Origin of the sequence: Shewanella sp. GutCb (assembly GCF_002836135.1) — a bacterium.
Lineage (GTDB): Bacteria > Pseudomonadota > Gammaproteobacteria > Enterobacterales > Shewanellaceae > Shewanella.
On the sequence record NZ_PJBL01000003.1, the window covers coordinates 219,898 to 243,404 of the forward strand.

Consider the following 23,507-nt stretch of genomic DNA (forward strand, 5'->3'; position numbering starts at 1 on the left):
GCCCGCGATAGAAAATAAAGCATAGATGTCAGCATCATGCCCTCTCCTCTATGGGTATCTACCGCCCGAACAAGTGCGCTAACAAACTCAGTGGAATCCTACTAGCACATGGTATCTAACCTGCAGTATAGCGCTTACTCTTGAGATGATTTAATGAGTGCAATAAAGCCGCCATAAACATCAGCACCACAAAGCCAAGTAATATATACCCAGCAATATAATTCTTTTTCAGCTGCTTAGATCTTAAAGCACTTTCCTCTCTTGTATGACTTGGAACTTGCTATTAAATGCCACTACTTTTTGCGCTATGGTATCTTTAGAACTAGATTTTTATCGCTTGTAATTACAAATGAAGACGCTCCAACACGAGTGCAAAGTCACCTTTGAAAGCATCGATGGTGTATTTGTAATTAGCTGATGAAAATGTCTCACTTTCAAAGCCTAAGTTCAATACCGCATTACAACCAGCCTCATTTTCAAGCAGCTTTATATGGCAGTGCCCTTCATTTGGATCTTTAAAAAATTAAGGCTAACACTGCCGGCTTTGATTGCAGTGGCAACACCTACTCGGAGACATTTGCAGTAGATACACTTAAATGATGACAAGCATAATGCTGCTGTTAATTCTGCGACTATCGATGCAGCTAGAGAGTCAATTCCAGCCATCAAATAACTGATTAACGATGTTTGATGGTATCAAGCCCCTATAGCGCCGTTAGCTCTGTTAACGTTTCAATAGTCGTCGTTGGCGTTTGCCCCCAGGGGTCAAAAATGGCAGTGGCTGTACGCTTAACCCAAACCGCTTTTAAGCCTGATGACATCGCCCCGAGTACATCGAACGGATTACTTGAAACGAGATACACTTCTTGGTGGCCAGCTTGACTGCTCATATGAGCATGCGCTGCAGTAACATCCAATAAATGGCGATAAACCGCAGGATCAGGTTTAAACGACTTCACATCCTCACTGCTAACAATAGCGCTGAAGTATTCGCGCAATCCAGCATGAGTGAGCAGTGATTCAACTGCAGCACGCTCACCATTTGAGAAAGCAAACATCGGCACACCCATCGCTTTAAGTTGTGCTAGAGCAGGTTTAACATCATCGAAAGCTGGCAAGGTTAAATAGCTCGCGAGCAGTTGCACTTGCTGCGTATCAGATAGCTCGATTTGATAGTACTGGCAGCTGTATTGCAGCGCATCCGCTGTGCACTGAGAAAACCCTTGGTATGTTTGCATTAAGCCGCGACGAAATGAGTACTCTAACTGCTTATCACGCCATGTGTGACTGAAGGCTGTGGCTTGTGAGCCTATCCATTTATCGAGCATGACCACGACACCATGGGTATTAATCAAGGTGCCGTAAACATCAAATGCTAATACCTTTTTCATCCCACTCTCCTTTATACCAATAAACTACGCCCTATAAACGAGGCGCTGTAACCTAATTATTTTTACCAAAAGCGGCTAAAACAAAAATGCCCACCGATAAGGTGAGCATTTAGTGTCGGCCTATAAACGGCTGGCGTCTAGCGCTTTACTGAAGATGTTTGCGTTGAGTGTAGCGATTATCAGCATGACACAATCCCAGCATTCTTTAAAAAGCTCAACAAAATTATTCGTTGCTATTTATTTCCAAGCGAACTGTTCAAACATCTTATCGACTGGGGTTTGCGCAACATGATTTACGTAGTTGCTGATCACTTTCTGTGATAGACCTAAAATGATTTCAAGTACTTGTTGCTGACCATAACCTGCTGCATAAAATGCTTCTAGCTCAGCTTGGGACACGTTGCCACGGTTACGCACCATGCTCAATGTTAAGTCCTGCAGTGCTTGTAGTTTTGGCGTAGGCATTGGCTCGCGATTACGTAGCGCATCAGTTAATGCGCCATCAACTTTCATTGAATGTGCAATGCCAGTATGCGCTGGCACGCAGTAATGACATTGATGTTCAACATTAATGGTTTGCCATACAACAGTGAGCTCTTCTGCATTAAAAGATGAACTGGCGAATTGCTGGTGCAACTGCGTATAGGCTTCTAAGGTGTTAGGAGATTCAGCCATTACCGCAAACAAGCCTGGAACTGCTCCCATTTGCTTTGCAGCATTCTCTAGAATTGGCTTACTTTTTGCTTGTGCTGTTTCAACTGTATGTAATTTAAAGTGGCTCATAAGGGGTTTCCTATTGTTAGTTTTGCTTCACTTACAAATTCGTTAGCAACAGATCTAGTGGGTCTGTTCCTTGGTATGCAAATAATATAACTAGATTTGAACGATCGTTCAAGTTAAAATTGAACAATCGTTCAAAGCTATTTTAAGTGAGCCCATTTTATGAGAAAGAATGCTAAGTTCGATCGGGAACAAGTTATTGATAAAGCCACAAATTTATATTGGGAGAAAGGCTTTCATGCCACCTCAATGCGTAATTTGCAGGATGTTATTGATATGCGTCCCGGCAGTATTTACGCCACCTTTGGTAGTAAGGAGGGTTTATTTAAAGAAGCATTAGCTCGCTATACTCAAGCTGGCATCGATCAACTGGCACTTTCTAGCGCCGAGGCAAGCTCGCCTATTGAGGCATTAAAAGCCTTTATGAAACTGATTATCGTTGAAAAGCAAGGCAGCGCGCCAAGCGCTATGTGCATGCTCGCTAAAACGGTCGCCGAGCTAACCGATGAACATCTAGAGCTTTTAGAGGCTGCAAAACAGTCATTAAAGGTAATGGAACATGAGTTCGAAAAACTAGTAGTAGAAGCACAAGCTATGGGCGAGGTCAGTACAGACAAAGACGCTAAACAACTAGCACGCCATATTCAGGTGCAGATCTCAGGCCTACGCACCTACAGCAGAGCATCCGATGGCGATGCACCACTGGCGCAGATGATTGACGATATATTTGCTCACTACCCTTTTTAGCGGTTCTACCACATTCGCTTTCTAGCAAGAGCGAGCAACACATTACCGTTGTCGAAGGACTAAGACTAAAACCAGGCTAATGTCGTAAACAATAGTGATTTTACGATTCTACGCTTATGATGAAAATAGTGAGTATGAGTATGAGTAAGTATCTTGTAATGAGTCGTTTTAAGTGAGTATCTTTGACTAACCCAAAATACAGCACGATTGCAGCTTGGTCCTTAGCGATCGCTCGCGCGCTAAGTGCCAGTAATATTAACGCCAGTGCTGTATTTAGTGATGTAGGATTAAGCCTTGCCAAGTTAGAATCCGAGCCTGATTCTCGAGTCGCCATCGATAAAATGACCTTGCTTTGGCAAGCAGCTGAACATGCATCAGGCTCATTGTCCTTTGGTTTAACTGTGGGCCAATATGCTTACCCAATACACTTTCGCTCACTGGGTGCATTGATGATGAGCAGCGATACCTTAGCGCAAGCCTTCGAAACCCTTCCTGATTATTCTGCCTTAGTCAGTAACTCTGCCGTGATTAGTTTACAACGCACACCGCACTTGCTCGGTTTCACTATTATTCCGCTTAATGGCGTTGAGATTAGTGCCTTGGCCATAGATGCATTTTTTTCCAGCTTAATGCTGCACGGCAAACAGATGATTGGCCATAACGACTTTGTGCGGAAAGTAGAGTTAATTAGACCCGCGCCTAAATCACAACAAGCTTGGTTAGATCTCTTTGATTGCCCAGTGGTTATGGCCGCTGCTGATAACTGTATGTGGATGGACCGCGCTATGCTTGAGCAAACTGTTATCAGCAAAGACCCGCTATTAGCCCGGCACAATGAAAAGGCGGTACGCCAATATTTAGATAAGATGCAGGCGTTAAATTGGCAGGAAAAGACCAGCCAAGGGATCCATGCATTATTGGTGAATGAAGAGCCCACCGCATTGAAAATTGCACAGATGTATAATATCAGCGAGCGCAGCTTAAGCCGTTATCTGCACCTTGAAGGCACGGGGTTTAGAGACTTACTGAAGTTAAAGCGTCAAGAGCTCGCGCACCATTATCTCGCCAATACTCAAATGCCAATCAGCAGCTTATCTGACACTCTAGGCTACAGCAACGTGAGTAATTTCAGCCGTTTTTTCCATGCTTGGAAAGGCATTAGCCCGTCAGATTATCGTAAGCGCAGCAGCCGCTAATTTTCGGTCGCCAGCATAATTGGCGGAAAATGATAACGGACTAGTGAACAACTTGTAATAACTTATCAGTAATTGTTAATTTACTTACCTGTGAGTGCGCCCATGCCGACTAACACCTTACCGCAACGCCCCTTTAAGCTCAGACCGAATAGGCAGTTATTCATTGGCAGCTTAGCGGCAATGTTCCTGCTTGGTTGTCAGCCCACTCAGACAGAGACTCATGATCAAAATGCTGATGATTTTGGTTTTACCCCAGCAAGCACTCACACTATCGACGCCAATAATGCGGTGTTAGCAGAGCTACCCTTTGCCAACAAACAAGACTTTGAAGATGCTAAGCGTGGCTTTATAGCCAGATTACCGCAATTGATTGTTGTTGATGAGCAAGGCAACAAAATCTGGGATAGAACAAGTTACGACTTCATTGAGGGTGATGCGCCCAACAGTGTTAACCCCAGCCTTTGGCGACAAGCAACACTGAATAATATTGATGGTCTATTTGAAGTCACCACCGGGGTATACCAGCTGCGTGGATTTGATTTAGCCAATATGACCGTGATTGCCGGTAAAACAGGCTGGATAATTGTCGACCCTCTTACCACGGCCGAAACCGCCAAGGTGGCATTGGAATTCATAAACCAACAGTTAGGAAAGCGGCCTATAGCGGCGATTATCTTTACCCATAGCCATATGGATCATTTTGGCGGCGCACTAGGCTTACTTGAAAACATTACGCTTGGAAGCAATGCACTTAAAAACAGTGCGATCGAAGAGATTGATATTATCGCCCCAGCAGGCTTTATGCATGAAGCCACCAGCGAGAATGTCATGGCCGGTACGGCAATGAGTCGACGCGCCATGTATATGTATGGCAAGCAGTTACCACGCTCACCCCGAGGGCACATTGACTCTGGCTTAGGCAAAGAACCCGCTTTTGGTCAGTTCGGGATCTTAAGCCCAACCACGGTTATCGCTCAAGATTCAGCACAGCTTATTGATGGTGTTCCGTTTGAGTTTCAGATTGTTTCTGGCTCAGAAGCCCCTGCAGAGTTTACCTTTTACTTACCAGAACAGCAGGCGTATTGCGGCGCAGAATTAGTGTCGAAAAACATGCACAACCTTTATACGCTGCGCGGCGCCAAGGTTCGCGATGCGCTCACCTGGAGCAGCGCGATTGACTCAGCACTTACCGCACAGCGCGATACTCAGGTTTACTTTGGCAGTCATCACTGGCCAATCTGGGGCCAAGAGGCAATCAACAGCTTTTTGGAAAAGCAGCGTGATACCTATAAATATATCCATGACCAGTCAGTGCGGATGCTCAATGCAGGTTTGACTCCAGCAGAGATCGCCGAGGCGATTGAAATGCCACCCGCCTTATCTAACACCTTTGCCAGTCGCGGCTATTACGGCACCGCTAAGCATAATGCCAAAGCGGTTTATCAGGCTTATTTAGGTTGGTATGACGCCAACCCCGTAAACCTAGATCCTCTGCCAGCAGTGGCTTCAGCAGCAAAATATGTCAAGTTGATGGGCGGCGCTGACAAGGTGATTGAGCAAGCCAATATCGCGCTTGATGCCGGTGAATACCGTTGGGCAGCAGAGCTGATTAATCATCTTGTCGTTGCTGATGACGGCAACAACCCCGCAAAAGCCTTGCTGGCGAGCGCTTATGATCAGCTCGGTTATCAAGCCGAGTCCGCACCTTGGCGCGACGTATACCTAAGCGCCGCCTATGAACTACGCCACGGTAGCCCAGAAAAGGGCATCGATTTAGCGTCAATGAAACAGATTTTACTGCGTTCGCCCGTGGAAAACTTCCTGCAATCAATGGCATCAAGGGTGATTGGCCCAGAGGCGTTTGGCGAAGAGTTTGAGCTTAATATCAACTTCACCGATCTGGATAAGAACTACGTACTGACGCTGAAAAATGCAGTGTTACACCACAAACTAGCCCCCAAGTCAGCCACCGCTAATGCCACACTCAACATCAGTCACGAACTGTTTATCGACCTGATTATTGGCAGCGCAGGAGTGTCAGATGTGTTGTTCTCGGATGAGCTGCAGATCGAAGGCAGTAAAATAGATCTAGCCAGTTTTTTCTCTAAACTCGACAAGCCAAAAGGGGTGTTTAATATCGTGACGCCATAAGGTTAGTGGGTTATAGCTTTGAGTGGCTAACTCGTTGTTTGGATGCTATAAGATAGTCACTTCGTAATCAGCAAAACTCTCTTAGCTCACCAATTGCAGTGTGTTTCTTTTAATTAGTAAAAGAAGCGATAGGGGTATTAACTAGCCGAAAATCTCATATCCACCAGAACTCCTTGCATCACTTATTTTCTATAAACGTGTAAAATAAGCCAATAATAGGTGCAAGGGTAGATAAACTCTACATATCTAACTTCTTACTAAACAAAGGAGCTTGCTGTATTTTTATGTCATCACAGAGACACTTTGACATAAAAAGCCCAATCAAAAGATTGGGCTTAATTTAAAACTGACATTAATAAATTAAAGGCTAAAAACTAAGTTATCTATCCATACTGCATCTTCTAAGTTTGAAGCACTGCCATCTTTTGTATAATCAAAGCGTACCGTATTCTCACCTGCATCAAGGTTCAACGAATGAGTACTCCACTCTTGACTAACCGTTCGAATGAGTAATTCATCATTCACATAGACCTTGAGCACATCACAGCACGACTCCGACAAAACTAAACTATCAAAGCTCAATACCCCAGTGGTGACCAGCACTTTAAACTCAGCACTACTTACTTGAGAGTTAACAATACTTCCTGAGCGGAAACTTGTGTCACCTTGACTTGCATAAGCTTGCGAAGAAGCCCATGGCGCATCTGAGTTGCTTCCACTTTGCCAATTAAGCATTTGTTCCGCTTCAAACCCCTCATTAAACTCAGTTAAAGCGGTAGGCATTGAGTTCGCATCATTAGGGTCAGTAGCATATAAATTGACTTCATCACCGTCAGAGAATAAATCTCCGTCAGTATCAGCAAGTAAAGGATCCGTTAGCGTTGTATTGAGTTCTTCGTAGTCATCTAAACCATCAGCGTCAGTGTCCATAAGCAGCGGATTAGTCTGATGAGTATTAATCTCATCGCCGTCATTGATTTGATCGCCATCAGTATCTGCGATTGTTGGATTGGTCAAGGATTCATATTCTGCAACATTGATCAAACCGTCCACATCAAAATCCGCAATACCATCACTCGAGTCAAGGTCGCTAAAGCCGTACTTACTCTCCCACCAGAGTGGCATACCATCTAAATCTTCATCAATGCCAACAACATCATCAATAAATTGGCTATTTCCTTGTTCGAGAACCACCTGATAAGTATTTAGCAAGGTTGTGGTTTTGAGTAATCGCTGATCTCTGTCAGTAAACAGCAACTCATTACGCTGATTAATATTGATATCATAAAAAGAAGCACTTGTTGATAAGGTACCTTGTAAAGAGCCAGCGCTATCGTATTTCAGGACATCACCACTCCAGGTCACAAGATAAACATTGCCATGACTATCAGCAGTAACTGCGCGAGACTGTTGAACAGAGATAGAATCCAGCAATACCATTGTTATTGGATCATAAATATCAACATCATAACCCGCTAAAGCATACAGCTTATTATCTAGGCCGATTGATAAATCAATATATTCCTTGCCCGGATAATGCTCTGAGGTATTGCTCGCCAAATCAAACTTCACTATGCCTTGGCTAGTTCCATTGCCCACGTTCATATCAGTTACATAGACGAAGCTGTCTGCACTATCGATACCGCCATATGTTCCATTATTCACAATACCCCAGCCATCATGACGTAAGCTTTGCCACGTATGTCGTTCAGGGTCATACACCGACAATACAGGAGTAAAGACTCCGTTAAATATGGCGATACGACCATCAGCTAACACAGTAAGATCTCGTGCATCATCAACTTCACGAGGAATATCTACACTTTTGATTAGGTGATTTTCGTAATCAAAAAACCTTAGTTGGTTATCTATTTGGCTTACGTATTGAATACCCAAACTCTGAATATTTTCAAGTGCAGAAAATTGAACATCATCAATTCTTACCCTGCAGCCATCATTAGGGTTTTGAATTGAGATAGTTTGAACTCCACGTGGTACTAGCAATGATTGCAGCGTCCAGTCATTGCTAATCGTGAATTCGTTTATTTCACCATCTATAGTCACTTTAAGGTTGCGGCTCCAACTGCAGCTGCTCGTTGCCTTAAAGTTAAGTTCATTACCGGCAAAAAAGCCTGTTAAACTAATCTCTGCAGCATCCTCGGTATAGAGACTGTAGATGCCATCACTGGCTGCTGTATTATCAACATACCAATTTGCTAGACTTGAATTGATAACCCATGAATCTGGTACTACTTGATCTTCAAATGAGTAAGCAACATCTGTAATAATATCTGGTGCTGAACCGCTATCATTAGGATCAGTTTGCATCAAATATTCTTCAAGATTTGAGATGGTATCTCCATCGCTATCTAACAATGCATCACTGGGGTCGAGCAAATTAAAGCTTTGATCAACTTCCCAAGCATCAGGTAAACCATCAGCATCGGTATCAGAGCTTAAAGGATTAGAAAAATAGCTATTTATCTCTTCAAAATCGGTTAACCCATCTTCATCAGTATCGCTACTTATTGGGTTGGTCCCTAAGTCATGCTCCTCAACATTGGTCAAGCCATCGTCATCAGCATCTAAAATAGCATCATCAGCTACCAGCTTATCAAAGCCATAATAGTCCTCATACCAATCAAGCATACCGTCATTATCTGTATCACCACTGACATTCACGGAAGCCAATTTGCGGTCTTGTTGATTAAGAATATACAAAGCACCTTCATTACCGAGTGACAATTTGCCGCTTTCGGAAATTGACCACACCTGCTGATGACTCTCTAAATTAACGGCAAAAGTGGTTGAGCCTCCTGAGACAAACAACAAATTATTCGTCACTAAAATATTGCTTTGTAAAGACTCATTATTATCAGGTTCCCAAGCCCACAATAAGCTTCCATCTTTAGAGTCTAAGGCATTAACAACGCCATTATTGATAACATAAATCTCACCAAACCCAACAGAAACAGGTGCTGAATAGCCTGCTTGGGTTTGCCACTTAACGCTACGAGAATTCAGATCAAAGGCTACTAGCTCATTGTTATAATTAACAAATAAGTCATCCTCGTAACCTAAGGTCGGGATTTGTGCATTAAAAGAGAAAGCATCTAAAGTTATGGATGCAGACAGCTCACCAGTTTCTCTATCTATGATCTCTAAAGCATCATTAAAAAGATACACTGATTGTTGATCGACTGCAGGTGTCCAACCGCCTTGACTACCTCCCTCTCTAAACCAAATCTCTTCACCTGAGGTGGCATCAAATCTATAGATGCCACCATAATAACCTCCTCCAACATAAATACTATCGCCAAAGGGAGTCGGAGCAGCAAAGTCAGACCATTGATTACTATAAGCGGATTTGAACACTAAATTTCCGCTTGCGATATCCAGCGCTCGAATATAGGAATCATCCTGCCCCCCCGTTTGAAAATACACTTTGCCATCACTATAGGCTGGAGGGGTAATAGAGTTCACTTCATAGGTTTTTTGCCATACGATACTGCCATCTAGCGCATCCAGGCTCAGTACATCTTTGAGTGAAACGTTGCTCACTTGAGCACCCGTTACGATTACTTTATTGTCTGCGATGACGATATCGTCATCCGAGTAATTAAAGTTAACAGGGATATCGACACTCCAACGTAAGCTCAAGTCATTACTATCAATATCAACTATATTCAGACCATTATGCGCCGCATTACCTTGGTAACTAGACCAGGGTTTTGCCACTGGCTTATCAGTTAAATCCGTTGGGTCTGTCTTTAAGAAGTATTCTTTAACATTGGAAAAGCCATCGACATCAAAATCGAGCTGCGCATCAGAATCTAAATTAGGATTAAATCCATAAACAAGCTCCCACCCATCAAGCATACGGTCATCATCAGTATCTGCATTGGTAGGATCGGTAAGATGGGTATGAACTTCATCCCCATCACTGAGACCATCAAAGTCACTATCAGCAAGGTTAGGATCGCTGCCATATGCAAACTCATCCGCATTGACTAAGCCATCACTGTCATTATCCAGCGATGTATCATTGACTAGCGGATTTGTCTCATTGGCGACTTCCCACGCATCAGGCATACCATCATTATCGCTATCAAGGCTTAATGGGTCTGTACCTAGTGTGACCACTTCCAGATAGTCGCTTAAACCATCTCCATCAGAATCACTATTTAATGGATCTGTACCGTGTTCATTGACCTCATCACCATCGGATATGCCATCGGCATCAGAGTCTGGATTTAATGGGTTAGAAAGTACGTCATTAACCTCATCTCCATCACTCAAACCATCGCTATCGGTATCTGCAATATTTGGGTTGGTACGGGCAGCAAATTCTTCAATGTTGCTCAGACCATCAGCATCTAAATCGACGCTTGCATCGCTACTATTGCTATCATCTAGGTCATACAGCACTTCCCACCAACCAGGTAAACCATCGCTATCAGAATCTGCAACTGACTGATTACTATATTGTGGGGCGCCACCAACCATAGTGACAACCACTAAGTCATCACCATTTTCCTCAAGCGCTACTGGCGAACCCGATACGGTAATTTCACCGATTTTTTGGTAATCATCAGAAGACCATATTGAGATCACTGATGAACCAGCTTCATTCACAGATAGAGCAAAAATCTCATCAGCTATCCATCGAATATCAACGGCCGACAAGGACAAATCAGCGACTTCAGCCAAAGTCGTCACATCAATAATTCGTCCGTTGCCTAAAGCGACTTTCGTTTTATCGCTAGAAATTCTGACAGGATGAGCGATACCAGTTTGCCTGTGATAGGGCGAATAACCCGCACTAATAATGGTGCCATTAGATTGATCGATCTCTTCAAAGTACAGATCATTAGGTGAAACTCCATCTCTTGAAAAATAAACCTTAGATGTATTTGCATTCCATGCATAGGTACTGGAGAAGTAGTTGCGGTTTTTACTATCGGTTAACGTGCCATCTTGATTATAAATATTATGTGATGCTGAAGATCCATGACGGTATTGAGCGAGTATAAAATTACCAACACTAACAACACTATCCACCGGCTGACTCGAATTCGTATATTCTTGCAGTGGCGTTAGCACATCAATATTGGCATATTTGATAGCCCCAGAATCAAAACCCACATATAGGCGTTCATGAGTTGCAGAATAACCTATGCTAGTTGCAGACTCTTCGTCATTAAAGGGCCATGAAGACCTTAGATTAATTGGATTCGTATAAGATTCAGTTGACGATATCCAGCGGTATATTTTTTTGTCTTCTGCATTTAACAGGTAAACAACACCATCAACAGATGCTATATCATCGGCGGTGAAATTTGGCACCATCGCATTGTAATCACATACCCCGCCAGCGCCATGCTCAGCTAGCCAACATGCTGAATCTTGAGGAAATGCATCAACTAAAGCCATAGTTTCTGCATCAACTTCAACACCTTCGTGAACCTCGTCAGCAAAACCGTCGTTATCAGTGTCTTTAGAGAGAGCAGCATTATGCGCAAAAGCATCTTCAGTATTACCAACGCCATCACCATCGTTATCATCACTAGCTAGGTATGTGCCGATCCAAACTCTTTCTGCAGTTTTATAAACTAATACCGCTGAATCACTCTTTGAAAATGCGCCTAATAACTCACCATCAATAGCAACATACTCTTGCAGTGCTAATTGTTCATTTCTACGTACAAGAAGTAATTCATCAGAATTGGATTGAACCGTGACTAGAGCCTTATCAGCTAACCAAAAAGCGTGGTTGAATTGAGTTGATATTGAGCCCTGCAACTCTAAAGTTTCAGCGTCATACAGATCGCCACTTCCCAATGCAACAGTGTTACCGTCAAGTGAAATAGATAACGGTGGCGTAATAGAATAATCACCATGATATGGACTATCGATAGCATAGCCTAATTGCCCTGTAGACTGATCAATTTCAGTATAAAGAAGATCATTGGGTGAGGAGCCATCTTGGAAATGGTATAACCTTGACTTGGCTTGGTTCCATTCATAAGCCATTGAACGAAAATTAAAATAACTAATACTCTGCTCTGACTCTACGCCATTGATATCGTAAGTTGCATAAGCATCGTTGTAATAGTCCTGCACCAGAGTTAGCAGGTAATCACCAACTGGAATGAGGGTTGTGAAAGGAGTATCTGATGTCGCAAAATGGACTAATTCATCTCCATCAATATAACTGATGTCGCCGCTGTCATCACTGATATAAAAACGTTGATGTCCAGGTGAGTAGGCCATCGTTGGAGAGTCACTGACATGAACTGTAATTGGGGTTAAGAAATGTTCAGTATTACTATCGTAACGGTGTACTAATTCCCACTGCGACCCAGAAAAGTAAACAATGCCATCAGTTCCATATTCCACTACGCTAATTGTTTGCGACGCCATCCAGGTTAAGTAACAAACGCCATCACTACCATCTGACTCCGCAAAACAACTCGCATCCGTAAGAAAGTAATCACTACTATCACCGACACCATCGCCGTCGGTATCAACTGACTCGTTAGCATCTAACGGGAAGGCATCATCTTCATCTAAAACGCCATCACCATCATCATCGTTGTCTGCATTGTTACCTATGCCATCACCATCGGTATCAACAGACTCAGTAGCATCTAGAGGAAACGCATCATCTTCATCTAATACGTTATCACCGTCATCATCAGTATCAGCATTGTTACCTATGCCATCAGTGTCAGTATCAAGTGACTCAGCAGCATCTAAGGGAAATGCATCGGCATCATCTAAAAAACCATCACCGTCGTCATCAGTATCAGCATTGTTACCTATACCATCAGTGTCGGTATCAAGTGACTCAGCAGCATCTAAGGGAAATGCATCGGCATCATCTAAAACCCCATCACCGTCGTCATCAGTATCAGCATTGTTACCTATGCCATCGGCGTCAGTATCAACTGACTCAGTAGCATCTAGAGGAAACGCATCTTTGTCATCATTGACACCATCACCATCATCATCAGTATCTACATTATCTGAAATACCGTCATTATCGGTGTCAGTTACTGGTACTGGCTCAGGTTTAGGTGCTGGGCTATCATCGCCGCCACCTCCGCCACAACCTAATAGAGATAACATGACTAATGCAAGCGTAATTGTAGTTTTCATTGTGCATCCTAGCAGGCAAATTTGAGAGCCATAAAAATGGTAAAAGTGCTTTATACCAATAGCATTAAGTATTTGACTAATTCAGAGCCCCTCAGACTTTTCAATTCAAGGCGCATTGGTGAAAAAAGGGTTATTCCCTTTTAAGCCACTGCAAAGCAGAAGTGGAAAATCTGAGTCGCTTAACTGGTGCGGCCGACGTTTAAAGCAAATGGCAAAGCCCTTTAAGCTTCGTTGTGGGCTTTGGATATAGAATAGCTATTAGCTTCAATCCCCCATCTTGCCTACAGGGCTTTAAATTCCCGCCGAATGGTCAAACTTTTAATGCAACTGGTATTAGACAAAGCATGAAACTTTTCTTTTAAGAAGGAATATAGAAATAAAACGGAGGAAGCGTGCTCACACAGAGATACTGTCCTTAGTTGGCTTTTTAACTAAACTCATCCTTGTTTAATCGTCACAAAATACACAAAAACAAACTTAATATCAACATATTAATAACAATATTGGAGCTTAAAAAGCTTAATCTGTTTTTCAAGTTTAATAAGTTCGCAATAGCTGATAATCATAGGAAAAACCAACGTCGGATTATTAATCACCTTCTATAAAGATGCTTTTAGCTTTAGATTATTAGTAATCATCTATTTTTCAGTTTTATTTACCCTTACGACTTTCTGCTCGCTTCACTATACACACCTGCAAACCATCGACTTTTCATTCCAAAAGCACTATAGACACGCCCTTGTATACTCTGTGCTAGCGTTAAGAACAAAGCCGCCCAATATTATTTCCAGCACTGTCGAGATCATTATTCATCTTGTGGTAGCACATAACGGTAATGAGCGCGCCGAAGCGTTGCTCGCTACTGCTTATGATAAGCTCGGTTATCAAGCCGAATCAGCACAATGGCGCGGTTTTACCTAAGCGCTGTGTATAAACAGCAGTGCCGGAGTGTCAGATGTGTTGTTCTCGGATGAGCTGCAGATCGAAGGCAGTAAAATAGATCTAGCCAGTTCTTTCTCTAAACTCGATAAGCCAAAAGGGGTGTTTAATATCGTGACGCCATAAGGTTTGCAGGTTACAGCTTTGAGTGGCTAACTCGTTGTTTGGATGCTATGGGTTAGCCAGGTTAATCTTGCAAAACATAATTCTGCAGCAGTTAATTATCTTCAGACCAAGGTGGTTCCAATTGCCTGCGGCAAGCGTATGTGCAGATACTCCCGTGACACGCTACAAGTCCATCCATGGAAGCTCAGCCATCAATTCAGACAAACAGAAAACACAAATCCCCATCGAAGTTGCCGAAGATATTGAAGACAATCTCGTGATTGAGGCATGGATGCCGAATATGAGGCGATAGAGATTATCGAAAATATCTGAGGATCAACAGCTTCGTCTGGGGCGCTGAAGGATTGACTCTTATAAAATCAAGAACAGGAACAAGCGCTTTCTCCCTTGGCTCTGCTCTTGATTACAAGAATGGGCGAAGCGCCACGACTTTCTCGGCCGTAAGGCTGCTGCTTTAATAGCAATTAGTTAATACTGAGTTTAACTAAACTAGAAGTAATTCCAATGTTCGGTGAGATGCATATCAACCAACAACAAAAAAGCCAGTCATAAAAATGACTGGCTTATGACAAAGCTAATGACTACAAAAGTTTAATCTAGCGAAATCCAAGTGGCTTTGATTTCGGTGTATTTGTCAAAAGCATGCAGTGACTTATCACGACCATTACCCGACTGTTTATAGCCACCGAAAGGCGCTGTCATATCACCGCCATCGTAATGGTTAATCCACACCATGCCACTGCGCAACGCTTTGGCGGTCTTATGGGCTTTGTTGATATCTGCCGTCCAAACGCCAGCAGCTAAGCCATAGATACTGTCGTTAGCAATGGCAATCGCTTGCTCCATTCCCTCAAAAGTGATCACCGATAACACTGGACCAAAAATCTCCTCTTTGGCGATAATCATCTTATTATCAACGTCCGAGAAGATAGTCGGTTCAATATAGACGCCACCTGAATCTTGCATCACTTGGCGACCACCAAAGTTGAGCGTAGCGCCTTCATCTTTACCGGATTGAATGTAACCCAATACGTTATCAAGCTGCTGCTTATCGACCACTGCACCTGATGTGGTGTTTGGATCTAATGGATGACCCGGCTGCCAGCTTTGTAACTCTTCAGCAATCAGTCCGATAAGCTCATCTTTTACGCCCGCTTCAACTAACAAGCGAGAACCTGCAGTACACACTTCACCTTGATTAAAGGCTATCGCGGCTGCCGCGGCTTGGGCCGCTTTCTTTAGATCTGGGGTGTCGTTAAACACAATATTAGGGCTCTTGCCGCCCGCTTCTAGCCAAACACGTTTCATGTTCGACTCACCCGCATAGACCATTAACTGTTTAGCAATCTTGGTTGAACCAGTAAACACCAAGGTATCGACATCCATATGCAGTGCCAGTGCTTTGCCAACAGTGTGACCAAAACCTGGCAGTACGTTGAGTACACCTTTAGGAATACCGGCTTCGATGGCGATTTGCGCGATACGAATAGCGGTTAAAGGTGACTTTTCTGATGGCTTTAATATCACACTATTACCCGTTGCCAATGCAGGCCCAAGTTTCCAGCACGCCATTAATAGCGGAAAATTCCAAGGGACAATCGCGGCAACCACACCAACAGCTTCACGGGTGATCATACCGATCTCATTATGTGCAGTGGGTGCTATTTCATCATAAACCTTATCGATAGCTTCGCCAGACCAGCGAATAGAGCGAGCTGCGCCAGCAACATCGACAGCGCGAGAATACTGAATTGGTTTACCCATATCTAAGGTTTCAAGCAGGGCCAGCTCATCAATATTTTCATCTAGCAAATCGGCAAAACGAATCATTATCTGCTTACGTTTTACAGGAGGAAGATGCGCCCACACACCACTTTCAAATGTTTCTCTGGCATTGCTAACAGCAATATTGGCGTCAGCCTCATCACAACTAGCCACTTTAGCCAGTACTTTACCGTCGATAGGACTGATGCAATCAAAGGTCTCTTTAGACTGTGATTCAACGTAATCACCCGCAATAAATGCTGCGCCGTTAATTGACATTGTATCTGCGAGTGTTTGCCACTGACTGCGATTTTCTGGTGTGCTCATGAAGGCCTCTTAACACTGAATTTAATTATTAGAATTGTTTTCAATACGGTAATTTTGCCTATAAATAGCAAATTCCCGCAGTAAGGTGTTGCCCAAGATTACGCTTAATGACGCCTAAGTTTCAATATATTTTACAAAAAGTTCACTTTTGCTATAAATAAATGCACAAAAAGCTTTCATGTTCATTATTTCTGACATAGCATAGCAAATATCAACCGCTTGATTAAAAAAGCAACAGATACAAAAAAAACAACAATAATTAAACTGAATCAAGGTAGATGATATGGCAGATTCACAGACGCAACATCACAGCGAAACACCGTCTTTATCAAATTACTGGATGCCTTTTACGGCCAATAGACAATTTAAGTCTAATCCACGAATGTTGGCCCAAGCCGAAGGTATGTATTATAGAGACACCGCTGGTCGCCCCATATTAGATGGCACTGCAGGATTATGGTGCTGCAATGCCGGTCATGGACGCAAAGAAATCTCAGAAGCGGTGTCTAAACAGATCCACCAACTGGACTTCGCCCCCTCCTTTCAGATGGGTCACCCACTTGCATTTGAACTCGCTGAACGCCTAGCGCAGATAAGCCCTGAAGGTCTTAATAAAGTTTTCTTTACTAACTCAGGTTCTGAATCTGTCGATAGCGCACTTAAAATCGCACTCACCTATCACCGTGCCAATGGTCAGGCAACTCGAACGCGCTTTATCGGCCGTGAGCTTGGCTATCATGGCGTAGGCTTTGGGGGTATTTCAGTGGGCGGTATTGGGAATAATCGTAAGACATTTAGCCAACAGTTACTACAAGGTGTTGATCACCTTCCGCACACATTAGACATGAAAGAAAACGCGTTTTGTCGCGGTATGCCTAAAACCGGTGCTGAAAAAGCAGAAGCACTTGAACAGCTTGTTGCGCTTCATGGCGCAGAGAATATCGCGGCTGTGATTGTTGAACCTATGTCAGGCTCTGCTGGCGTTATCTTGCCACCAGAAGGCTATCTGCAAAAACTACGAGAAATCACTAAAAAGTACGGCATCTTATTAATTTTCGATGAAGTGATTACCGGCTTTGGCCGGGTGGGCGATGCATTTGCTAGCCAACGTTGGGGTGTGACTCCCGATATGATCACCACAGCTAAAGCACTCAATAATGGTGCGATCCCTATGGGGGCGGTACTGATTGATGACAATATTTACGACGCCTGTATGCAGGGACCTGAAAATGCCATTGAACTGTTTCATGGTTACACCTATTCCGGTCACCCCGTTGCGGCAGCCGCTGCTATTGCCACTCTTAATATCTACGAAAATGAAAAACTATTTGAACGTAGCCGCGAGCTTGAAGGCTACTTTGAAGATGCGGTGCATAGCTTAAAAGGCTTACCGAATGTTATCGATATTCGTAACATAGGCTTAGTCGGCGGCATTCAGTTTTCTCCCAGTGACAAAGGCGCAGGTAAGCGAGGCTTCGGTATATTTGAGCATTGCTTTGCTAATGGCACATTAGTGCGCGCGACTGGCGATATCATTGCGATCTCCCCACCTTTAATTATCGATAAACACCAGATCGATACCATCATTAACACCTTATCGGATGCGATTACCGCTGTCGGTTAATCTCTGTGCCTATTGCATGTTGTCGCGCCAGTTTGCGCGAATGATGTCATAGGCGGATCCATTAACACTCATTAACACCCTTGGTTCCCAGCAGGGAATAACATTAGGATTTTGCGCTATGCACACGATTAACCATTACATTAATGGCGGCCACACATCGCCTAGCCAACGTACACAAGCGATTTTTGAACCCGCAACGGGAGAGCAACGCGCTACCGTTTCTTTAGCCAGCGCAGCGGATGTTGTAGATGCAATTGAAATAGCAAAAAAGGCCCATGAGTCTTGGTCTAAAGTCACCCCGCTAAACCGGGCGCGCGTCCTGTTTAAGTTCAAGGCGTTAGTCGAAGCCAATATGGATCAGATGGCCGAACTTATCACCCGCGAACACGGAAAAGTGCTTGATGATGCCAAAGGTGAAATTATTCGTGGTCTTGAAGTGGTTGAGTTTGCCTGTGGTATTCCTCATCTACTCAAAGGCGAACATACCGAGCAAGTTGGCGGTGGCGTTGATGCTTGGACACTCAATCAATCATTGGGCGTGGTAGCGGGTATTGCCCCGTTTAACTTCCCGGTGATGGTGCCAATGTGGATGTTCCCTATCGCAATTGCCTGCGGTAATAGCTTTATCATGAAGCCGTCTGAAAAAGATCCAAGCTCAGTCATGCGTATGGCTGAACTCCTTACCGAAGCGGGCTTACCAGATGGTGTATTCAACGTTGTTAACGGTGACAAAGAAGCGGTAGATACGCTACTCACCCATAAAGATGTACATGCTATTAGCTTTGTCGGCTCCACCCCAATTGCGGAATATATTTACGCAACGGCATCGGCACACGGTAAACGCGTCCAAGCATTGGGCGGGGCTAAAAACCATATGGTGCTGATGCCAGATGCTGATTTAGATCAGGCCGTTGGCTCACTAATGGGCGCTGCATACGGCAGTGCTGGCGAGCGTTGTATGGCGATATCTGTGGTACTGGCAGTGGGTGATTCAGGTGATGCTTTAGTCGAAAAACTATTGCCTCAAATCAAGTCGCTAAAAGTCGGCAACGGTGTCACCCCAGAGATGGACATGGGACCACTTATCTCTGCTCAGCATTTAGAGAAAGTCACTAACTATATTGAAACGGGCGTGAACGAAGGCGCCAAGTTACTCGCCGATGGTCGTCAGCTAACAGTGACGGATCATGAACAAGGCTACTTCTTAGGTGGCTGCTTATTTGACCATGTCACACCAGAAATGACTATCTACAAAGAAGAGATTTTTGGCCCTGTACTCGCCATTGTGCGCGTCAAAGATTACGCCGAAGCGCTGCAACTCATCAACGACCATGAGTTTGGTAACGGCACTGCGATCTTTACCCAAAGCGGTGAAGCGGCGCGCCATTTCTGTCACCACGTACAAGTGGGTATGGTCGGCGTCAATGTCCCTATCCCTGTACCGATGGCGTTTCATAGTTTTGGCGGTTGGAAACGTTCGCTATTTGGTCCTTTGCATATGCATGGTCCAGATGGAGTGCGCTTTTACACCAAGCGCAAAGCGATTACCGCGCGCTGGCCTCAGCCAAGCAAGCAATCAAAAGCTGAGTTTGTAATGCCAACGATGAAATAGCCCCTAGATGCGCAGTTAACGCTGCGCATTTGCTATTTGAATATAGGAATAAAATGGACAGTTCAATGACCATAGGTATCGACTCAATCATTAATTTTGCAGCGATCAATACTGCTGTTGAACGTTACAAACTCAGTGCCGAAAAAGTATTGCAGGGCGACCCTGAGCAGCACTTACAGAATCATTACTCAAGTGACTGCGATCAATTCCATGTCGGTGTTTGGCAGGGTGATATAGGTCGCTGGAAAGTTGCTTATAGCGAACATGAATATTGTGAAATTCTATCGGGTGCCAGTGTTATCACTGACAGTAACGGTACTCAAATGACCGTTAGAACGGGTGATAGATTTGTGATCCCAGCCGGGTTTAAAGGTACTTGGGAGGTACTTGAGAGCTGCCGTAAAGTATATGTGATTTTCGAGCCTAATCAGCAGTAAAGGAATGTGAAATCATTATTTAGCCATGAGGTCGTAGCAAACGCTGCTGTTTGGCAAAACCGAAAGGTGCTTAAAACATAAAAATAGAGCATCTAAGTCAACATAGTAAATGGAGAAACTACCGTGTATAAAAAATTCAATAAAAAACGGATTGCCCTAGTTGTCGGTCTTACCTTATCTACAGCGCTAATCGCACCTTTGGCTCAAGCTGAAGTGTCAGGCGAAATCAGTGTCACCAATGATTATCGCTTTCGCGGTGTGTCACAAACCGCCGGTGACTTTGCCGTGCAAGGCAGCGTCGATTTCAGCATGGACAACGGCCTATTTTTAGGTGCTTGGGCAAGTAACGTAGATGATGACAGTTATGATGCTGATGTCGAAATCGATATCTATGCGGGCTACGCTGGCGCTTTTGGCGAAGATGATGCCGTAGAATACGATGTCACTTTGACTTACTACACTTATCCAGGACAAGATGAAAGCACACAGTATTTAGAAGCCTCTGTGGGTCTTTACTTTGCTGATTTTCATCTAGCGCAGTGGTACACCAACGACTACTCCAATAAAGACATATCACTTAACTATACCGAGCTAAACTACTCTTATGAAATTGCTGAAAACTGGAGTATTGATGCTCACGTAGGTTATAGCTATGGTGACGGTGCTGACTATGATTGGGGCGAAAACTATGCTGATTATTCTATTGGCGTCTCGACAGAGTTGGGCGGCGTGGCGTTGTCTGTAGCCTGGCTAGACACTAACCTAAGCAGCGAAAATATCATCGACTCTTCAGAGCCTTGGAGAAATGACGGTACTGTTTTAGCATCAGCAAGTTACGCTTTCTAAGCCCGTTGTTGCGAACCTGATCCCTCCTTATAAAAACCGCCTAATGGCGGTTTTTTTATGAGACATTCACCAAAGCTCAGAGTGATGACCTTAACTTGGGTATTAAAATAGCCTCGCCATTGCAGGGCAGTTAACTAACCTTGCACTAATACTTACTTAAATTAGCATGTTCCTCACTGCGCTCTGAAAAACCCGCGTTTGATTATCTATTAGGTCAGCCTACTACTGACACAACACCGATCACCCTTGTATGTTTGAAGCGATCATACTTTTTCATCCTTTACAGAAAATAGACCGACACACTAAATCCCTTGACTACACTAAAGTAGATCCTAGTGATCGAAAGATTACAAATCTTGGCAAACTGTGCTCTGGCTACTTTAAAAAAATGACCAGCCAGAGTATCTTAGCCTTAAGGCTCAAGGTTTAAAAATTGGATTAAAGCAAAAGGAATAAATATGACGCCAACACTAGTTAAAATCGCTGTTATTGCTCTCGGTATTTTTTTGGTCTACAAATTGATTTTCAGCGGTAAGAAAGGATTAACTGTATTTGAGATGCACTTTAAAGAGGGCCGACTCAGCTCCCACAAAGGTAAGATCCCAGAAAAGTTTGAAAAAGAGTGTCGCGCTATCGCTAAATCTAACAAGCTCACTTGCACCGTTAGAGCGGAAAAGCTCGGTGGAGTCAGGCTGCATGTGTCGGCGAATGTCGGCGATGACGTCACTCAAAGGATCAGAAATATGTTCCCGTTTGAGTATTATGATAAAAAGCAGGTCGATAATAGCCGTAAAACATCTTAACGATTGCGAGCTTGAGAGCGTAAATTTGATTTACGCTCGATTGACTTTTTGCCTATTTTTTCTCTTTCTCTTCCGCTTCTTTGGTCAGTTCGTCATTAATGATAGGCGTACTATCATTTACCATAGGCGCCTGCCTTGAACTCATCACGTCGTCATCAGAACTGGCTGAGACAGAATAACTGGCATTGGAACCACAGGCCGACAATACAAAAAGCGCTGATAAAATAGCGACAAATTTCATTAACAATTCCTTTTTAATAACTTGAACTTATAACCTCGAGTCCGTAATTAAGAGTTCAGTTGAATACCCTAACGGTTACCCTACATGAATTATTGGCTGATAGTAAATGCGATTTCTTACTATTATTCAGGTCGGCTCAATCCACTGCTATGGTCAAATCGGAAAAATCTGCCGTTGGTTGCTTGGTGATAACCAACGTGACTTGTGCCATGGTAATGCCAAACTTGATAATATCGCTGCGATTGATAATGGTATTTTCATCTACTAGATACATCCAATCATCGAAGCGTACTTGATATTCACTGTCATCAACGGGCAATAACATTTCATACTCCCACTGCAGTGCCATGCCAACAGCGCGGCCAGTGGCATCACCTAAAATATCATTTGCCCCACCAGAATAGTTGCCCTTACCTAAGCTAACGATATTCCAAATGCGAGTTTGCTTCTCGCCGTCATCATAGATAAACCACTCTTTTATCTCACCGTTATCACCGTCCCAGCGGGCAAACATTTTGACGGTGAAACGCCGTACAACATGGCCACTAAAATCCTCAACCACACCGTGGGCCGTTAGCGAACCATCAAAAAACTGCTTTAAATCCAAGTTTGGAGTGCTATCTTGGTAATCTTCAATATCGCGACTGGTGCACGCATTAAGTAATAGTGCGACGCACAGGGTAAACAAAACCCTAAATGACGCGATAGCCAAAAATCTGATGTCTTTCTGTTTGCTTAACAATCGCATGCGACCTCCCCGAGTAACTGTTTTCTAAGGTCTGGGCGACTGGTTTGATCCGACAACCAAATCGATAAGAAGTCGTCACTAAAACCTGCAGGCATCGCCTTGGACAGTGGTTTTCCGTTGAAATAAAATTGGCTAACTTGCGGACTCATCACCTTAAGGCTCAACTTGTCACCTTCTGTAACATCAGGCCAAAGCTCACTAAGAGTGGTTTGCCACAGCAGCTGACGGTTGTCGTCTAGGCCGAGATGCTGCCATTGATCTAACGTTGCTTCGAGCAAACGTGAACTAGGGATATCTTGGTAGTACTCAATGTCTAATACTAGCGGATACTGCCCTTGCCTATAAGCGCCATCAGGCGTCAGTAACCTTGCTCGGTAAAGTGTAAACCACCACCACTGCATCTCGCCTCGCCCCACTTCTTGAAATGATGCAACACTGGCTGCAAAACTCTGCTCAACTTGAGCGTCTACTGTAGAGGGTAAATCTGGCGTGGGATTAGGAGGAATGGTGTGAGTCAGCTCCTCAACCGGCCCCTCTTGCGCAAGGCAAGCAGCGCTAAACATGAAGACGGTCAATAAGATAGTGCGATTTACAACAGAATAACCCATGTTAAC

Annotated in this window: 17 protein-coding genes; 10 read left to right on the plus strand and 7 right to left on the minus strand. The window is 43.8% G+C overall.

What is annotated here, in order from left to right:
• Positions 1-704: 704 nt before the first annotated feature.
• The gene (locus CXF86_RS04275) at positions 705-1,391 is read right to left on the minus strand and encodes a haloacid dehalogenase type II (RefSeq protein ID WP_102038411.1); all 687 of its coding nucleotides are present in this window, start codon (positions 1,389-1,391) and stop codon (positions 705-707) included.
• Between the two features lie 237 nt (positions 1,392-1,628).
• Entirely contained in the window at positions 1,629-2,174 is a 546-nt protein-coding gene (locus CXF86_RS04280) for a carboxymuconolactone decarboxylase family protein (protein ID WP_102038412.1), read from the minus strand.
• A gap of 159 nt (positions 2,175-2,333) precedes the next feature.
• On the opposite strand from CXF86_RS04280, the gene CXF86_RS04285 reads away from it, so the two are divergent.
• From CXF86_RS04285 to CXF86_RS04295, 3 genes are all read left to right on the plus strand, one after another.
• Positions 2,334-2,918, plus strand: coding sequence for a TetR/AcrR family transcriptional regulator (locus tag CXF86_RS04285; protein WP_102038413.1), 585 nt, complete (start codon positions 2,334-2,336; stop codon positions 2,916-2,918).
• A 182-nt stretch (positions 2,919-3,100) separates the two neighbouring features.
• Positions 3,101-4,114, plus strand: a complete 1,014-nt coding sequence (locus CXF86_RS04290; protein ID WP_102038414.1) for an AraC family transcriptional regulator — start codon at positions 3,101-3,103, stop codon at positions 4,112-4,114.
• Positions 4,115-4,294: 180 nt separating this feature from the next.
• Positions 4,295-6,265: an alkyl/aryl-sulfatase gene (locus tag CXF86_RS04295; protein WP_374702321.1), complete on the plus strand. Its 1,971-nt coding sequence runs from the start codon at positions 4,295-4,297 to the stop codon at positions 6,263-6,265.
• A gap of 360 nt (positions 6,266-6,625) precedes the next feature.
• Here CXF86_RS04295 and CXF86_RS04300 read toward each other — a convergent pair whose 3' ends face one another.
• The gene (locus CXF86_RS04300) at positions 6,626-13,426 is read right to left on the minus strand and encodes an outer membrane protein assembly factor BamB family protein (protein ID WP_102038416.1); all 6,801 of its coding nucleotides are present in this window, start codon (positions 13,424-13,426) and stop codon (positions 6,626-6,628) included.
• Positions 13,427-14,176: 750 nt separating this feature from the next.
• Here CXF86_RS04300 and CXF86_RS23010 point away from each other — a divergent pair.
• Complete coding sequence (locus CXF86_RS23010; RefSeq protein ID WP_257985289.1) at positions 14,177-14,347, plus strand: alkyl sulfatase dimerization domain-containing protein; 171 nt, start codon at positions 14,177-14,179, stop codon at positions 14,345-14,347.
• Between the two features lie 265 nt (positions 14,348-14,612).
• Positions 14,613-14,783, plus strand: coding sequence for a hypothetical protein (locus tag CXF86_RS22665; protein ID WP_180961009.1), 171 nt, complete (start codon positions 14,613-14,615; stop codon positions 14,781-14,783).
• A 299-nt stretch (positions 14,784-15,082) separates the two neighbouring features.
• Here the strand turns inward: CXF86_RS22665 and CXF86_RS04305 are convergent, their stop codons facing one another.
• Complete coding sequence (locus CXF86_RS04305) at positions 15,083-16,582, minus strand: aldehyde dehydrogenase (RefSeq protein WP_102038417.1); 1,500 nt, start codon at positions 16,580-16,582, stop codon at positions 15,083-15,085.
• A 283-nt stretch (positions 16,583-16,865) separates the two neighbouring features.
• Between CXF86_RS04305 and CXF86_RS04310 the strand changes: the two genes are divergently transcribed.
• From CXF86_RS04310 to CXF86_RS04330, 5 genes are all read left to right on the plus strand, one after another.
• Positions 16,866-18,206, plus strand: coding sequence for an omega-aminotransferase AptA (locus CXF86_RS04310; protein ID WP_101091268.1), 1,341 nt, complete (start codon positions 16,866-16,868; stop codon positions 18,204-18,206).
• 118 nt (positions 18,207-18,324) lie between these two features.
• Positions 18,325-19,818: a CoA-acylating methylmalonate-semialdehyde dehydrogenase gene (locus CXF86_RS04315; protein ID WP_102038418.1), complete on the plus strand. Its 1,494-nt coding sequence runs from the start codon at positions 18,325-18,327 to the stop codon at positions 19,816-19,818.
• Positions 19,819-19,883: 65 nt separating this feature from the next.
• Positions 19,884-20,255, plus strand: a complete 372-nt coding sequence (locus CXF86_RS04320; RefSeq protein ID WP_219621796.1) for a cupin domain-containing protein — start codon at positions 19,884-19,886, stop codon at positions 20,253-20,255.
• A 123-nt stretch (positions 20,256-20,378) separates the two neighbouring features.
• Positions 20,379-21,101: a TorF family putative porin gene (locus CXF86_RS04325; protein ID WP_102038419.1), complete on the plus strand. Its 723-nt coding sequence runs from the start codon at positions 20,379-20,381 to the stop codon at positions 21,099-21,101.
• A 458-nt stretch (positions 21,102-21,559) separates the two neighbouring features.
• Positions 21,560-21,904 carry a DUF3634 family protein gene (locus CXF86_RS04330; RefSeq protein WP_101091265.1) on the plus strand — a complete coding sequence of 115 codons (345 nt, stop codon included), beginning with the start codon at positions 21,560-21,562 and terminating at the stop codon, positions 21,902-21,904.
• A 52-nt stretch (positions 21,905-21,956) separates the two neighbouring features.
• Here CXF86_RS04330 and CXF86_RS04335 read toward each other — a convergent pair whose 3' ends face one another.
• The 3 genes from CXF86_RS04335 to CXF86_RS04345 all read right to left on the minus strand — a co-directional run bounded on the left by CXF86_RS04335 (position 21,957) and on the right by CXF86_RS04345 (position 23,501).
• Complete coding sequence (locus tag CXF86_RS04335) at positions 21,957-22,145, minus strand: hypothetical protein (RefSeq protein WP_101091264.1); 189 nt, start codon at positions 22,143-22,145, stop codon at positions 21,957-21,959.
• A 136-nt stretch (positions 22,146-22,281) separates the two neighbouring features.
• The gene (locus tag CXF86_RS04340) at positions 22,282-22,866 is read right to left on the minus strand and encodes a DUF3833 domain-containing protein (protein WP_180961013.1); all 585 of its coding nucleotides are present in this window, start codon (positions 22,864-22,866) and stop codon (positions 22,282-22,284) included.
• A gap of 14 nt (positions 22,867-22,880) precedes the next feature.
• A complete protein-coding gene (locus CXF86_RS04345; RefSeq protein WP_157822912.1) occupies positions 22,881-23,501 on the minus strand; it encodes a chalcone isomerase family protein in 621 nt (206 codons plus the stop codon).
• Positions 23,502-23,507: the final 6 nt, after the last annotated feature.

Excerpts from the sequence above, each read along its gene's own strand:
- CXF86_RS04280 (WP_102038412.1), bottom strand. The coding sequence starts at position 2,174 with ATGAGCCACTTTAAATTACATACAGTTGAAACAGCACAAGCAAAAAGT.
- CXF86_RS04320 (WP_219621796.1), top strand. The coding sequence starts at position 19,884 with ATGACCATAGGTATCGACTCAATCATTAATTTTGCAGCGATCAATACT.
- CXF86_RS04300 (WP_102038416.1), bottom strand. The coding sequence starts at position 13,426 with ATGAAAACTACAATTACGCTTGCATTAGTCATGTTATCTCTATTAGGT.
- CXF86_RS04335 (WP_101091264.1), bottom strand. The coding sequence starts at position 22,145 with ATGAAATTTGTCGCTATTTTATCAGCGCTTTTTGTATTGTCGGCCTGT.
- CXF86_RS04305 (WP_102038417.1), bottom strand. The coding sequence starts at position 16,582 with ATGAGCACACCAGAAAATCGCAGTCAGTGGCAAACACTCGCAGATACA.
- CXF86_RS04330 (WP_101091265.1), top strand. The coding sequence starts at position 21,560 with ATGACGCCAACACTAGTTAAAATCGCTGTTATTGCTCTCGGTATTTTT.
- CXF86_RS04275 (WP_102038411.1), bottom strand. The coding sequence starts at position 1,391 with ATGAAAAAGGTATTAGCATTTGATGTTTACGGCACCTTGATTAATACC.
- CXF86_RS04295 (WP_374702321.1), top strand. The coding sequence starts at position 4,295 with ATGTTCCTGCTTGGTTGTCAGCCCACTCAGACAGAGACTCATGATCAA.
- CXF86_RS04315 (WP_102038418.1), top strand. The coding sequence starts at position 18,325 with ATGCACACGATTAACCATTACATTAATGGCGGCCACACATCGCCTAGC.
- CXF86_RS04285 (WP_102038413.1), top strand. The coding sequence starts at position 2,334 with ATGAGAAAGAATGCTAAGTTCGATCGGGAACAAGTTATTGATAAAGCC.
- CXF86_RS04345 (WP_157822912.1), bottom strand. The coding sequence starts at position 23,501 with ATGGGTTATTCTGTTGTAAATCGCACTATCTTATTGACCGTCTTCATG.
- CXF86_RS04310 (WP_101091268.1), top strand. The coding sequence starts at position 16,866 with ATGGCAGATTCACAGACGCAACATCACAGCGAAACACCGTCTTTATCA.